The sequence below is a fragment of the Aquabacter spiritensis genome (genome assembly GCF_004346185.1).
GTDB classification, from domain to species: Bacteria; Pseudomonadota; Alphaproteobacteria; order Rhizobiales; family Xanthobacteraceae; genus Aquabacter; species Aquabacter spiritensis.
The window spans coordinates 342,523-356,027 of sequence record NZ_SMAI01000002.1; the positions used below are offsets into that span (position 1 = coordinate 342,523).

Sequence of the window (13,505 nt, forward strand, 5' to 3'; positions counted from 1 at the left end):
CGTCGGCGGGTCCCAGAGGGTGTTCGGCGCGGTTTACGGAACTTGCCTCAAATTGCGTCATCTGCTCGCCCGCTTCGACCTTTGCAGTGCAGCAGAAAAAGCCGGCGCAATACATTGCACCCTCGCCGCCCCGCCACGGTGAGACGGCATATTGCTTGCGCCTCTTGAATGGGTCTAGGCTCTTCTTCGCTGGGGAGTTTTCGCGGGGGGGAATGTGGCCCGTGCGCGCACCGACCGGCTTCACGTACTGGCTTCGGCCGGCGGGAAGCGGCTCCGGAGCACGCCGAAGGTCGGTTTTGCGGTGCAGCATCGCCGTAGGCCGTCCGCAGCCATTGCTTCCCTGCAACGACGTCCAGCCGAACAAAATTATTCCAGGATGGGCGGGGACCGGCCGATCCGGGTCGCTTGGGGAACAGCACATGGATATCATTTCGACCGCCGCTTATGTTGGCCCGAACAGCTACGCCAAGGTTCCCCTCATCCGCCTCACCGTGGATCTTCGGAACCGCTCGACGTCTTCTGTAGCCAGCTATGGCGACGCTGTGATCGACACGCTGCTGAAGCATCTGCCCAGCCTCGCCAACGACGCCCTTCCGGACGGGACGCCTTGGGTCGAGCGGGCGCGCAGCGCGGACGATTGCGGGCTCGGCGAACTCATCGCCCATGTCGCCCTCAATTTGCAGAAGCTCGCTGGTGAGCCGACCAATTTCGCCCAAGCCGTTGCTTTGCCGGGCACGGACGAGGTCGAGGTGCTCTACGGCTACGAATCCGACGAGGTCGGCCTGGAGGCCGGCGATCTCGCCTGCGACATCATCATCGAACTGATCGCGCCGCGCCGCGCGGATGACGAGCCCTATGACCTCGAGGATGAACTCGACCGCTTCCTGAGTTTTGCGCAGAAGCGCTCGCTCGGGCCTTCGGCCCTGGCGCTGGTGAAGGCCGCGGAAGCCCGGGATATTCCCTGGGTCCGGCTCAACGATCAGAGCCTGATCCAGGTCGGTCAGGGCAAGTATCAGAAGCGCATCGAGGCGGCCCTCACCTCGATGACGTCGCACATCGCGGTCGAGATCGCCTCCGATAAGGGCGTGTGCAACAAGATCCTCGCCGATCTCGGCCTGCCGGTTCCCCAGCAACGCCAGGTCTACGATGCCGACGAGGCGGTCTCCGCGGCGCGCCGCATCGGCTATCCCGTCGTCATCAAGCCGCTCGACGGCAATCACGGGCGCGGCGTCACCGTCAACATCATGAGCGACGAGGAAGCGGAAGCCGCATTCGCCGTCGCCGACGAGGAAGGCAGCGCGGTCATCGTCGAGAGCATGATCACCGGCGACGACCATCGTCTCCTGGTGATCAACGGCAAGCTGGAAGCGGCCGCCAAGCGCGTGCCCGGCCATGTCGTCGGCGACGGCACGCACACCATCGCCGAACTGGTCGAGATCGTGAACCAGGATCCGCGCCGCGGCGTCGGCCACGACAATGTCCTCACCAAGCTGGAACTGGACGAGCAGGCCTTCCGCCTGCTGGGCGAGAAGAATTACACGCCCGAGTCCGTGCCGCCCGAGGGCGAGGCGGTCTATCTGCGCAAGACCGCCAACATCTCCACCGGCGGCACCGCCGTCGACGTGACCGACATCATCCACCCCGACAACAAGCTGATGGCCGAGCGCGCCATCATGGCGGTGGGGCTCGATCTCGGCGCGGTGGACTTCCTCACCTCCGACATCACCCAATCCTATCGCGACACCGGCGGCGCCATCTGCGAGATCAATGCCGGCCCGGGCCTGCGCATGCACATCGCGCCCTCCGAAGGCAAGCCGCGCGATGTCGGCGGCAAGGTGATGGAGATGCTGTTCCCGCCGGGAACCCAGAGCCGCATTCCGGTGGCTGCCCTGACCGGCACCAACGGCAAGACCACCTGCTCGCGCATGCTGTCGCACATCCTGAAGATGGCGGGCCACGTGGTGGGCCAGACCTCCACCGATGCGGTCTATATCGACGGCAATGTCACCGTGAAGGGTGACATGACCGGGCCGGTCTCGGCCAAGATGGTGCTGCGCGACCCGACGGTGGACATCGCGGTGCTGGAGACGGCGCGCGGTGGCATCGTCCGCTCCGGTCTCGGCTACATGTTCTGCGACGTCGGCGCGGTGCTCAACGTCACCTCCGATCATCTCGGCCTGGGCGGCGTCGACACGGTGGACGAACTGGCGCGGGTGAAGCGCGTGGTGGTGGAGGTCGCGCGCGACACCGCGGTGCTCAATGCCGACAACGAGCAGACGCTCAAGATGGCGTCCTACACCACCGCCAAGCACCTGTTCTACGTCACCCGCAATCCGCACCACGAACTGGTGCGCGAGCATATCCGCCTCGGCAAGCGCGCGATCGTGCTGGAGGAGGGGCTGAACGGCGATCAGATCGTGATCTACGACAACGGCACGCAGATTCCGCTCATCTGGACCCACCTCATCCCCGCGACGATCGAGGGCAAGGCGCTCCACAATGTGGAGAATGCGATGTTCGCCGCTGCGATGGCTTATGCGCTGGGCAAGACCCTCGACCAGATCCGCAACGGCCTGCGGACCTTCGACAACACCTTCTTTCAGTCGCCCGGCCGCATGAACGTGTTCGACGAGCACGGCTTCCGGGTGATCCTCGATTACGGGCACAACGAGGCGGCGGTCGGCGCCATGGCGGACCTGGTGGAGCGGCTGAAGCCGCGCGGCCGGAAGATCGTCTGCGTCACCTGTCCGGGCGACCGGCGCAACGAGGATGTGCGCGACATCGCCGAGAAGGTGGCGGGCAAATTCGACACCTATATCTGCCACCGCGACGACAATCTGCGGGGCCGCGGCCCCACGGAAATCCCTGATCTGATGCGCGACGCGCTGATTTCGTTCGGTGTCCCGGACGAGCAGATCGAGATCATCCCCGACGAGATGGCGGCGGTCGACGCGGCGCTCGCCATGGCGCGCCATAACGACCTCGTTCTGATCTTCTGCGACGCGATCACCGCCTGCTGGAAGAAAATCATCTATTTCAAGCCCGAAGGTAAGGAGGAGCAGGAGGCCGCGGCGGCCGCCAAGCCCCTTCAGATTGCCTTCGACGTTCCGGATGGGTTCAAGATCGTGACCGACGCGCGCGGCGTTCTGATTGCGCCGATCGAATAAGCGGGCGATTCATGTCCTTCTATGACTGGTTCTCGCTCCGGACGAGCGACGAGCCGATGCGGCGGCTCGCCGTCATCGGCGGTCGCCTGGAAGACGGGAACGCGGCGATCTTCGGCGAGATGCATCGCCTCGCCCAGGGCAGGATCCTGGTGTTTCCGACCGCCTCCGGCGAGCCGGAGGAGGTCGGCGTCGAGACCGTTCAGGTGTTCCGTGCCTATGGGTTCGAGGCGGAGCTCTCGCCCGTCTTCGGCCCGGGGGCGGCGGCCGCCGCCCGGGACCCGGCGAATGCGGCGCAGGTCGAGCGGCTCGGCAGCGTCTATTTCACCGGCGGCAACCAGGCCACGATCATCGAGAGCCTGGCACCGGGCGGCATCGAGAGCCCGGTCCTCGCCGCGATCCGCGCCGCCAATGCGGCCGGCGGCCTGATCGCCGGATCGAGCGCCGGCGCGGCCATCATGTCGAAAGTCATGATCGTCGGCGGCACCTCGCTCGATGCCATGGTCAACGGCGTCACCGACGATCCGGAGCGGCCCGGCATGCTGCTGGGGGAGGGGCTCGACTTCTTCCCCTACGGCATCGTGGACCAGCATTTCATCAAGCGCGGCCGGCTCGGCCGGCTGATCGTCGCCATGGCGCGGAGCGGCGTGCAGCGCGGCTTCGGCATCGACGAGAACACCGCGCTGTTCGTCGATGGGCGGCGCGGCCGGGTGATCGGCGAATACGGCGCCTTCGTCCTCGATATGTCGCAAGCCGTATTCGACGCGCGCGGCCGCACCTTCGAGGACATCCGCCTGTCGTATCTCGACACCGGCGACGAGATCGATTTCGGCCGCATGCGGGTGACGGCCGGCCCCGGCAAGCGCCGGGTGCGGCTCGCCGAGATCGCCTATCGGGCGCCGGCGCGGTCGCAGCGCAACGTGTTCGCCGCCTATACGCTCTACGACCTGCTCGGCCGCCTCGTGCTCGGCGACCCGATCGTCTATTCCGTCGACCGGGCGAGCGCGGTGGAGATGAAGACCGCGATGGCGGTCACCGTCGAACTGGAGCGGGTCCGCGGCGAGACCCGCAGCCTCGTAGCGCTGACCGAGAACGGTTTCCGCATGACGGCGCTGAACTTCCGCTGCACCGTCATGAGCGAGAAGCTGAGCGCCGCCCGGCTCGCCAATCGCGCGACCATGCTGCAGCGCGATTACGGGATGAAACCCGGCCCTGCCTCCCGCCTGCTGCTGCTCGGTTCGTCTCCGCTCCAGGGCGGCTCCGGGATCATGGCCGAGATGCTGCGCCATTGCGAAGGCGATGTCGGCATCATCGCCGCCGCCTCCTCCGAGCCGCGTGAGACCGCCGCCGCCCATATCGACGCGCTGCGTGCGCACGGCCGCACCGGCATCGATCTCGGCATCACCATCGACAATGTCGAGAATTGCGGACGCGACAAGGCGCTGGTCGAGCGGATCGCCGGCATGAAGACGCTGTTCCTGCCGGGCGGCAATCAGGTCCGGCTGGTGGAGACCCTGCTGTTCCGCGGCGAGGAGACGCCGATCCTGCTCGCGATCGCCCGCGCCCATGCCAATGGCGCGACATTGATCGGTGCCTCCGGCTCGGCCTCCGCGCTGTCGCGCTTCATGATCGCGGGGGGCTCGTCCCACGAGGCGTTCCGGTTCGGCGTGTCCACCGATGCCGGCCATCACGGCCTGGTCATCCAGGAGGGCGTCGGATTTTTCGGCGGCGGCATCGTCGACCAGAACCTCTTCTCTTCGCGCCGGCTCGGCCGGCTGATCGTCGCCTGCGCCGAAGAGGGGGTGCGCTACGGCTTCGGCATCTGCGAGGAGACGATGATGAATGCCCGCGGCGATGGCAGCCTCATCGACGTCTTCGGCCGCCACGGCGTGGTGCTGGTGGAACTCGATCCGCACAATCTGGAACTCCAGAGCGACAGTTTCGTCGCGCGCGGTGTGAAGCTGTCCTTCGCCCGGCCCGGCGACCAGATCGACGTCGCCGCCGGGCAGGTGCTGCGCCATACCCCGGCCGAGCCGGCGACTGCCGCTCTGCTGCGGCTGGTCAACGAACTGGTGAAGGAGTGCGGCGCCATGCCCCTCGGCACCGCCCCGACCGAACTGCAGCGCAACAAGGCGATGGTGATGGGGATCACCGCGCTGGGCGAAGGCACGGTCAGCCTCGATATCGACAGCCCCCGCGACGACCGCACCTGAGCGGTCGGACCCGGCGCATGGTCCCGCGCGTCGCGTTCCGGCGGGCGGGAGATGTCGCCGCGCATGGCTCGGCCGGCAAAGTGTAAACAAAAGTAAAATACGTCGCGGTTCGACACGCCTTCGCTTTCTCAAGATCTTTCGGCACTTTCTTTCTGGCGCTAACTTCGCCTTTACCCGAGGACTCCACACTCAGGCCCATAGTAAGCGTTGCGTATGGGTTGCGTCTCATGGGTGTGGTGCGTAAAGGGGCGCCCTTGCGGGCGCCCCGCCTCTCCGGGCAAAGGGACGAGCAGCCCCGGGGCATGGCCCTGGACGTCATTCATGTCGGCGATTGCATCGCCGCGCTCGAGGCGATGCCGCCGGCCAGCGTCGACATCGTATTCGCCGACCCGCCTTACAATCTCCAGCTCCAGGGCGAGCTGAAGCGGCCCGACGAGAGCCGGGTCGATGCGGTCGACGATGCCTGGGACCAGTTCGAGAGCTTCGCCGCCTACGACGCCTTCACCCGCTCCTGGCTGGCGGCGGTGCGGCGGGTGATGAAGCCGAACGCCACGCTCTGGGTCATCGGCTCGTACCACAATATTTTCCGCGTCGGCGCGGCGATGCAGGATCAAGGCTTCTGGATCCTCAACGACGTGATCTGGCGCAAGGCGAACCCGATGCCGAATTTCCGGGGCCGCCGCTTCACCAACGCGCATGAAACCCTGATCTGGGCCGCGCGCGATCCCGGCGCAAAGGGCTATGTGTTCAATTACGAGGCGCTGAAGGGCGGCAACGAGGACGTGCAGGTGCGCTCCGACTGGCTGATCCCGCTGTGCACCGGCAATGAGCGCCTGAAGGACGCGGATGGGCGCAAGGCACATCCGACGCAGAAGCCGGAGGCGCTGCTCGCCCGGATCCTGCTCTCCGCCTCGCGGCCCGGCGACGTCGTGCTCGACCCCTTCCTCGGCTCGGGCACGTCGGCGGCGGTGGCGAAGCGCCTGCGCCGCCGCTTCGTCGGCATCGAGCGCGATCCCTTTTATGCCGCCGCCGCGACCCGCCGGATCGCCGCGATTGAGCCTTTGCCGGAGGCCGCGCTCGCCGCCCCGCCGAGCGCCCGGGAAGCGCCGCGCGTCGCGTTCGCCGCTCTGGTCGAACGCGGGCTGGTCACGCCCGGCGCGGAACTGACCGATGCCAAGGGCCGCGCCCGCGCCGTGGTGCGGGCCGACGGCACCATCGCCATCGTCGCCAACAACACCCCGGCGGTCGGCTCGATCCACCGCATGGGCGCCCTCGCACAGGGGTCGGAGGCCTGCAATGGCTGGACCTTCTGGCACGTCGAGCAGGAGGGCCGGCGCCATCCGATCGATCAGCTGCGGGCCCGGCTGCGGGCCGAACTCGGCCTCGGCGGCGAGTGATCATTCCGCCGGCTGGCGTGGCGCATAGCCGGTGTCCGGGTCGCGCCGCATGAAGAACAGCAGCGGCAGACCGGCCGCGACCACCGCCACGCCCACCAGCGCTCCCACCCCGGTATAAGCGAGGCTTGCATAGAGCAGGCCGGCGCAAGCGAGCGAGAACAAAAGCGGCGTGACAGGGTAGAGCGGCACCCGGAACGGGCGCGCCCGGTCCGGCTCGCGCCAGCGGAACAGGAACAACGACAGGCTGACGAGAAAGAGGAAGCCCCAGAACACCGGCGCGGTGAAGTCGACCATCGCGGAGAAGCCGTCGCGGGTGAAGGCGCCGAACACGATCAGGACCAGCGCCAGCCCCCCCTGGACCAGGAGCGCGGCCACCGGCGCGCCCTTGCCGAGATCGGCGCGGCACAAGAAGCCGAGCATCGGCACGTCCGAACCGAGGGCGTGGAATGCACGTGCGCCGGTGAGGACCGTGCCGTTCAGCGTGCTGACCGCCATGACGCAGACGACGATCGCGATCACGGTCTCGCCTGCACCGCCGGCGAGAGCGCTCATGAGGTCCGCCGCCGGCGCCGTGGTGGCGCGCAGGCCTTCGAGCCCGAAGGCGTTGAGCAGGGCGATGTTGAACAGGCCGTAAGCGGCGACGACGACGATGGTGCCGATCACCAGCGTGCGGGTCATGGAGCGCTGCACGTCGCGCATCTCGCCGGACAGATAGACCGCCTCGCTCCACCCGCCATAGGTGAGCAGGACCAGAACCATCGCCATGCCGAAGGCGGCCGAGGGATCGCTGCCGCCGGCGCTCACGGTGGGAACCGGTGCCGAGACCAGGAATCCAGCCACCGCGACGGTGACGATGGCGACCAGCGTCAGGAGGGTGAACACCCGTTGCCCGAGGCTGGAACGCCGGGTCCCGGAGACGTTGAGTGCGGTCAGGGCGATCACCGCGATCGCAGCGTGCAGATCCGGCCCATGGGTGCCGAGCGGCAGCAGGGCATTGGCGTAGTCGCCATAGACGAAGGCGACGGCGGCGATCGCGCCGGTCTGGATCACGGTGCCGCGTGCCCAGGCGAACAGCACGGCGAGGCGCGGGCCGTAGGCGCGGGAGAGGAAATGATATTCGCCGCCCCGGTCGGGATGGGCGGCGGCCAGTTCGGCATAGCACAGGGCGCCCGCAAGGGTGACGAGGCCGCCGAGCAGCCAGGCCGCGACGAATGCCGCCTCGCTGCCGACATTTGCGGCGATGAGCGGCGGCGTCTTGAAAATGCCGATGCCGAAGATGATGCCCACCATCACGGCGACGCCGTCGATCACGGACAGGCCCTGCGCTTCGCGGCGGGCGGCGGGTTTGGGCATGAAGGTCTCCGGGAGGCCGGCCGCGCGTGCGCCGGCAGAGAAGCGGGCGCCGGGGAGCGGCGCCCGCGGGTCGACTCAGCCGGGGGGGTCAGGAGCGCGTGGCGCTCCAGCCGTCGCCTTCGACCGGCTTGATGGTGCCGTCCGACACCTTGCCGCGATAGGTCTTGGCGCCGTCGCCCAGTGGCAGGGTGAGCACGATCTCATCGCCCGTGAGCCGCGCGTCGCGGAGCTGGACGGTGCGCCCGTTCACGGTCGCGCCCCCGCCGATATTCTGGAACGTCTGGTTCAGATCGACCGTGAAGCGGTTCTCGCCATCGGTGAAGGCCCAGCGGCCGCCGACATGGGCGGGAACCACCCACATATAGACCGTTCGGCCCTCCTCGGTCGTCCGCTGGTCGGGGGCCCAATCGCCCATCGAGAAGGCGTGGGAGACCAGGCGCGTGCCGGGCTTCAGCTCCAGCAGGGTCGGGCGCAGCTTGGCATTGACGGTCTCGAGCAGATACATGGTGATCACGGTCGCCTTGCTGAGATCTGTCTCGAACAGGTTCTGCTGGACGAAGGTCACCTTGTCGGTCACGCCCGCGGCCTCGGCATTCGCCTTCGCCTCCTTGATGCGCTCGGGGTTGATGTCCACGCCCATGGCGCCGCGCGCGCCGCGCTCCTTCACCGCCGCGATGGCAATGCGGCCATCACCGGAGCCGAGATCGATGACGAAATCGTCTTTCCCCACCTCGCCCATCTTCAACATGCGGTCGACGACCGATTCGGGCGTCGGCACATAGGGAACGTCGAGGCGGAGCGGAGCCTGTGTCGCCGCGGGGGCGGCGGGAGCCGGTGCGGGGCTCTGGGCGAAGGCGGGGGCGGCGACGAAAACGCTCGCCACGAGAAAAAGCGCCGAGGCGCGTGCGTGCGTGCACTGATGGTGCGGAGACATCCTGCCATCCTCTTAATCGAGCCAGAAGAAGGAGCGAGCTGTCCTCTCCCCGTTGCGGGGATCGGCAGTAGATATGCTGCAATAGAAACGCGTATCTCGCAGATGCGAAGGCATCATCCATCAAAAACGCTGGTTCGCAACGCGCCAACAAGCAATGACGCCTCACAAATGAGTGTTCATTCAAAATATGACTTGAGAGGGCGAGATAAACGCGAGTTTGCGGAATTTGTTCCGCTAGGTTAGCGGGCTCGCGAAGTGGTGATCGCAGCCTGGATGCCGCCATGTACCAGGACCTTTCGCATGACGCTCGGCAGCGCCTGCGTTCCGAAGTCCGCCGGCCGCACCCAGAAATGGCCCGTCGGCGCGGCGGTCTGGGCCGGCAGCTCGGCGCGCCACACCGCCAGGTCCAGGGCGAAATGCGTGAAGACGTGCAGCACCTGTCCCGGAAGCGCGCGCCACGTTGCGGGGAGCGGGGCATGGGCGGCGGGGGAGGCCGGCACCTCTTCGGCCCGACTCCAGGGCGTCGAGGGCACCTCCGTCATTCCCGCCAGCAGGCCGGTGTCCGGCCGTGTCCGCAGCAGCACGGCCCCGTCGGCGCGCACCGCGAGAAAGGCGATCCCGGTCCGGGCCGGCTTCGCGGTCTTGGGGGTCTTTACCGGATAGAGTGACGGTGTGCCGAGGGCGCGGGCGGTACATCCGGCATCGAGCGGGCAGAGCCCGCAGACCGGCGAGCGCGGGGTGCAGATGGTCGCGCCGAGATCCATCATGGCCTGCGCAAAATCGCCGGCCCGCAGCCGTGGCGTCAGGGCTGCGGCCCGCTGGCGGATCTCCGTCTTCGCCTTGGGCAGCGGCGTAGCGATGGCATGAAGCCGGCTCACCACCCGTTCGATATTGCCGTCCACCGGGCTTGCGGGGATGTCGAAGGCGATCGCGGCAATCGCCGCCGACGTATAGGGGCCGATGCCCGGCAGATCACGCAGCGCCGCTTCGTCGGCGGGAAATCGTCCGCCATGGCGCGCCACGACCGCCTTGGCGCAGGCGTGCAGATTGCGCGCCCGGGCATAATAGCCGAGCCCGGCCCACGCCGAGAGGACCTGGTCCAGCGGCGCCGCGGCGAGGTCCGCGACCGTCGGCCAGCGGGTGAGAAAGGCCGAGAAATATGGACCGACCGCTTTCACGGTGGTCTGCTGCAGCATGATCTCCGACAGGAAGACGTGATAGGGATCGGCGCGCCGCCCCGGCTCGGCCCGCCAGGGCAGGCGGCGGCGGTTGCGGTCGTACCAGGCCAGCAGGGTCTCGGCGGGCGTCGCGATCGGATCTGTCTGGGGGCGGGGAGAGAGCGTCTCGGTCATCGCCGCACCGTGCTATCCTGCGGCCCACTCGGCAAGCGCACCTCGCTGCCCGCGCCATGACGGCGCCTTGCGGATCCCGACCGATATGAGAAAACCGTTCTTCGCCCGGCCGCTGGCCGACCTCGTCGGCCCCTCGATCGCCGAACTCTGCGGCAAAGCCGGGTTTTCCGCGGTCGAAGTCGTGACCCATTGGGACGAGATCGCCGGGCCGGACCTCGCGCCGCGCTCGACGCCGGTGAAGATCCAGTGGCCGCGACGCGGCGAGCCTGAGGCGGCGACCCTCGTGGTCCGGGTCGAGGGCGCCTATGCGATCGAACTGCAATATGCCGCTCCGGTGCTGATCGAGCGGATCAACGCCTATTTCGGCTGGCGCTGCATCGGGCGCATCACCCTGCGGCAGGGACCGGTTCCCACGCGCCAGGTGCCACCTCGCATTCCGGATCCCGCGCCCGAAACCGTCGCCGCGGTGCGGGAGGAGATCGGCGCGTTCGAGGACGAAGCCCTTGCGGCTTCCCTTGCGAAACTCGGGGCGCGGGTGCGCGCCGCGCGCCGGAAATCTTGATCGCTCCGCTCTGGTCGCCGCATCCTCGCCATGCTAGCCCGCTTGTGTCTGCGCCGAACGCATTATCGGAGACCGTCATGTCGCTTTCCCGTCGCCGCTTCCTCGAAGGCACTGGCCAGGTTGCTCTGTTTTTGGCCGTGGCGGGTCCGATGGCGCGGTTCGCCGGGCTTGACGGCCTGATCGGGCCGGCGGCGGCTCAGTCCACGGACGAGGCGAAGCTGATGGCGCCGGCGGCGAGCCCGCTGCCCGCGAAGGAGCTGGGCTCTCCGACCGCGCCGGTCACCATCGTCGAATACGCCTCCCTCACCTGCTCGCATTGCGCGACGTTCCATTCCGCGAGCTTCCCGGCGCTGAAGGCGAAATATATCGACACCGGGAAGGTCCGCTTCATCTTCCGCGAGTTCCCCTTCGATCCGGTCTCGACCGCGGCCTTCATGCTGGCGCGCTGCATGCCAGAGGACAAATATTTCGCGATGGTGTCGAGCCTGTTCGGCACCCAGAAATCCTGGGCCTTCTCCTCCAACCCGGCCCAGGGCCTGCTCACCGTTGCCAAGCAGGCCGGCATGAGCGAAGCCGATTTCGAGAAGTGCCTCTCCGACAAGGAGCTTGCAGAGAAGGTTCAGGCGAGCGCCCAATACGGCAACAAGGAGCTTGGCGTGAACTCGACGCCGACTTTCTTCATCAACGGCAAGAAGCTGTCGGGAGCGCTCACCCCGGAGGATCTCGACAAGGAAATCGCGCCGCTTCTGCAGGGCAAATGAGGCTGCCGCGGCGTTGACATCGGCGCCGCGCGCCCGTATCACCCCGGCTCGATCCCACAAGACGTGTCGACGAGCCGCGCGGTCAGCGCGCCGCGGTCGGCCGAAGGTTGATGTGTCATGAAGATCCGTAATTCGTTGAAGACGCTGCTGAGCCGTCACCGCGACAACCGCCTGGTGCGCCGCAAGGGCCGCGTCTACATCATCAACAAGACCCAGAAGCGCTACAAGGCCCGCCAGGGCTGATCCGCGCGGGCGGGTCCTCGGGCCTGTCCGCAGGACGAGGCCGCCCGGATCGAGACCTCGTGATCTCGGCCCGTGCCAGATCACGGCGGGCGCCGGTTGACGGACCGCACGCGCGGTCCGACACTCGTGCCATGAGCATGCCCCCGCGACCCTCCGTCCTGCGCAGCCTGTGCGCGGTGCTTCTCTGCGCGCCGCTTCTCGGCGGTGCTTTGTTTGCGCCGGGCGACGCGGCCCGGGCGCAGAGTGGGCCCTTCGCCGAGCCCAGATCGGCAGATGCGAGATCCGCGGATCCGAGGGCCGGCGCCGCGCCGCCGCCCTCCCGTCCGGCTCTGCCGCGCGACCGCCGCACCCAGCTCGACGCGTTGTTCGAGGCGCTGCGCCTCGCGCCGGACGAGGCGAGCTCCAAGGCGCTCGGGACCCGGCTCGACAGCGTGTTCGCACAGACCGGCAGCATGAGCGCCGACATCCTGATGGGGCGCGCGGACCTCGCCGCACAGGCAAAGGAATACGATCTCGCCCTGGAACTGCTGGATTCGGCCCTGGTCGTGGTGCCCGACAATCTGGCCATTCTCAGCCGTCGCGCCGCGATCAAATATGCCCAGGACGATTATGCCGGCTCGCTTGCCGATCTCGGCGAGGTGCTGACGCGTGAGCCGCGCCATTATACGGCTCTGCTCGGCCTCGCTTTGATCATGCGGGAGGTCGGCGACGACAAGCGTGCCCTCGAAGCCGCGCGGCGGGCGCTTGCGGTCAATCCCAATCTCGACGCCGCCAAGGACATCGAGGAGAGCCTCACCATCACGGTCGAGGGCCGCGAGATCTGACGCCGGGGGCGCGCAAGCGGGCCGCTATTGGGTCGCCCAGACGATCCGGGCGATGAACACCACGTCCGAGAGCGGAAACTGCACGTCCTCATGCTCGGGATTGAGCGAGCGCAGCTCCACCGTCCGGGCGGTGCGGCGCACCAGCTCCTTGGCGAGCACCTGGCCGTCCCGCGTCTTCACGATCACCCGGTCGCCGCGCCGGACACTGGCGGCCGGCGACACGATCACGATGTCGCCGTCGCGATAGAGCGGCTGCATGCTGTCGCCGGAAATCTCCAGCGCATACGCGTGTTCGTCCTCGACCGCGGGGAACAGGATTTCGTCCCATCCCGAGCCGGCGGGGAAGCCGGCATCGTCGAAGAAGCCGCCTTTGCCGGCCTGGGCGAGGCCGATATGGGGGATGGCGCGCGCCGGCGGCGGTGCGGGTTCCTCCGAAAATCCCAGCGTGCGGGGCAGGGTGCGGCTGCCGGCGGGACCGTCCAGCAAGGCGGTGAAATCCTCGACGCTGGCCCCGGTCGCCGCCAGGACCTTGGCGACGCTCTCGGTCGAGGGCCAGCGCGGCCGCCCGTCGGGCGTGATCCGCTTGGAGCGGTTGAACGAGGTGGCGTCGAGCCCGGCCCGCTTCGCGAGCCCGGAGGCCGAGAGGCCGTATTGGGCGGCGAGGCGGTCGAGAGCGCCCCAGACTTGGCCATGGGTGAGCAT

General features: G+C 67.9%; 11 protein-coding genes. 7 read left to right on the top strand and 4 right to left on the bottom strand.

The genetic code is table 11. The features are described 5' to 3' along the window. Positions 1-419 precede the first annotated feature (419 nt). The 3 genes from cphA (at position 420) to EDC64_RS05750 (ending at position 6,774) form a co-directional block, all read left to right on the top strand. On the top strand, positions 420-3,167 hold the full coding sequence (cphA, locus tag EDC64_RS05740; protein WP_132030294.1) for a cyanophycin synthetase: 2,748 nt from the start codon (positions 420-422) through the stop codon (positions 3,165-3,167). Between the two features lie 11 nt (positions 3,168-3,178). Beyond that, the gene (locus tag EDC64_RS05745; protein WP_132030295.1) at positions 3,179-5,377 is read left to right on the top strand and encodes a cyanophycinase; all 2,199 of its coding nucleotides are present in this window, start codon (positions 3,179-3,181) and stop codon (positions 5,375-5,377) included. Positions 5,378-5,604: 227 nt separating this feature from the next. Beyond that, the gene (locus tag EDC64_RS05750) at positions 5,605-6,774 is read left to right on the top strand and encodes a site-specific DNA-methyltransferase (protein ID WP_132030296.1); all 1,170 of its coding nucleotides are present in this window, start codon (positions 5,605-5,607) and stop codon (positions 6,772-6,774) included. Here the strand turns inward: EDC64_RS05750 and EDC64_RS05755 are convergent, their stop codons facing one another. From EDC64_RS05755 to mutY, 3 genes are all read right to left on the bottom strand, one after another. Next, positions 6,775-8,127 (bottom strand): APC family permease, encoded by a 1,353-nt coding sequence (locus EDC64_RS05755; RefSeq protein WP_132030297.1) that lies wholly within the window; start codon positions 8,125-8,127, stop codon positions 6,775-6,777. A gap of 88 nt (positions 8,128-8,215) precedes the next feature. Further along, positions 8,216-9,061, bottom strand: a complete 846-nt coding sequence (locus EDC64_RS05760; RefSeq protein ID WP_165933651.1) for an SAM-dependent methyltransferase — start codon at positions 9,059-9,061, stop codon at positions 8,216-8,218. Between the two features lie 239 nt (positions 9,062-9,300). Then, entirely contained in the window at positions 9,301-10,413 is a 1,113-nt protein-coding gene (mutY, locus tag EDC64_RS05765; RefSeq protein ID WP_132030298.1) for an A/G-specific adenine glycosylase, read from the bottom strand. Between the two features lie 85 nt (positions 10,414-10,498). Between mutY and EDC64_RS05770 the strand changes: the two genes are divergently transcribed. The 4 genes from EDC64_RS05770 (at position 10,499) to EDC64_RS05785 (ending at position 12,803) form a co-directional block, all read left to right on the top strand. Then, positions 10,499-10,975, top strand: a complete 477-nt coding sequence (locus EDC64_RS05770) for a DUF721 domain-containing protein (protein ID WP_132030299.1) — start codon at positions 10,499-10,501, stop codon at positions 10,973-10,975. Between the two features lie 77 nt (positions 10,976-11,052). Next, positions 11,053-11,736: a DsbA family protein gene (locus EDC64_RS05775; protein WP_132030300.1), complete on the top strand. Its 684-nt coding sequence runs from the start codon at positions 11,053-11,055 to the stop codon at positions 11,734-11,736. A 117-nt stretch (positions 11,737-11,853) separates the two neighbouring features. Continuing rightward, entirely contained in the window at positions 11,854-11,979 is a 126-nt protein-coding gene (gene ykgO, locus EDC64_RS05780) for a type B 50S ribosomal protein L36 (RefSeq protein WP_132030301.1), read from the top strand. Between the two features lie 131 nt (positions 11,980-12,110). Further along, a complete protein-coding gene (locus tag EDC64_RS05785) occupies positions 12,111-12,803 on the top strand; it encodes a tetratricopeptide repeat protein (protein ID WP_245504554.1) in 693 nt (230 codons plus the stop codon). A 24-nt stretch (positions 12,804-12,827) separates the two neighbouring features. On the opposite strand, the gene EDC64_RS05790 is transcribed toward EDC64_RS05785, so the two are convergent. Beyond that, positions 12,828-13,505 (bottom strand): S24 family peptidase, encoded by a 678-nt coding sequence (locus EDC64_RS05790; protein ID WP_132030432.1) that lies wholly within the window; start codon positions 13,503-13,505, stop codon positions 12,828-12,830.

What these genes read in the sequence shown, in the direction of transcription:
- cphA (WP_132030294.1), top strand. Translation starts at nt 420, where the DNA reads ATGGATATCATTTCGACCGCCGCTTATGTTGGCCCGAACAGCTACGCC.
- EDC64_RS05745 (WP_132030295.1), top strand. Translation starts at nt 3,179, where the DNA reads ATGTCCTTCTATGACTGGTTCTCGCTCCGGACGAGCGACGAGCCGATG.
- EDC64_RS05750 (WP_132030296.1), top strand. Translation starts at nt 5,605, where the DNA reads ATGGGTGTGGTGCGTAAAGGGGCGCCCTTGCGGGCGCCCCGCCTCTCC.
- EDC64_RS05755 (WP_132030297.1), bottom strand. Translation starts at nt 8,127, where the DNA reads ATGCCCAAACCCGCCGCCCGCCGCGAAGCGCAGGGCCTGTCCGTGATC.
- EDC64_RS05760 (WP_165933651.1), bottom strand. Translation starts at nt 9,061, where the DNA reads ATGTCTCCGCACCATCAGTGCACGCACGCACGCGCCTCGGCGCTTTTT.
- mutY (WP_132030298.1), bottom strand. Translation starts at nt 10,413, where the DNA reads ATGACCGAGACGCTCTCTCCCCGCCCCCAGACAGATCCGATCGCGACG.
- EDC64_RS05770 (WP_132030299.1), top strand. Translation starts at nt 10,499, where the DNA reads ATGAGAAAACCGTTCTTCGCCCGGCCGCTGGCCGACCTCGTCGGCCCC.
- EDC64_RS05775 (WP_132030300.1), top strand. Translation starts at nt 11,053, where the DNA reads ATGTCGCTTTCCCGTCGCCGCTTCCTCGAAGGCACTGGCCAGGTTGCT.
- ykgO (WP_132030301.1), top strand. Translation starts at nt 11,854, where the DNA reads ATGAAGATCCGTAATTCGTTGAAGACGCTGCTGAGCCGTCACCGCGAC.
- EDC64_RS05785 (WP_245504554.1), top strand. Translation starts at nt 12,111, where the DNA reads ATGAGCATGCCCCCGCGACCCTCCGTCCTGCGCAGCCTGTGCGCGGTG.
- EDC64_RS05790 (WP_132030432.1), bottom strand. Translation starts at nt 13,505, where the DNA reads ATGCTCACCCATGGCCAAGTCTGGGGCGCTCTCGACCGCCTCGCCGCC.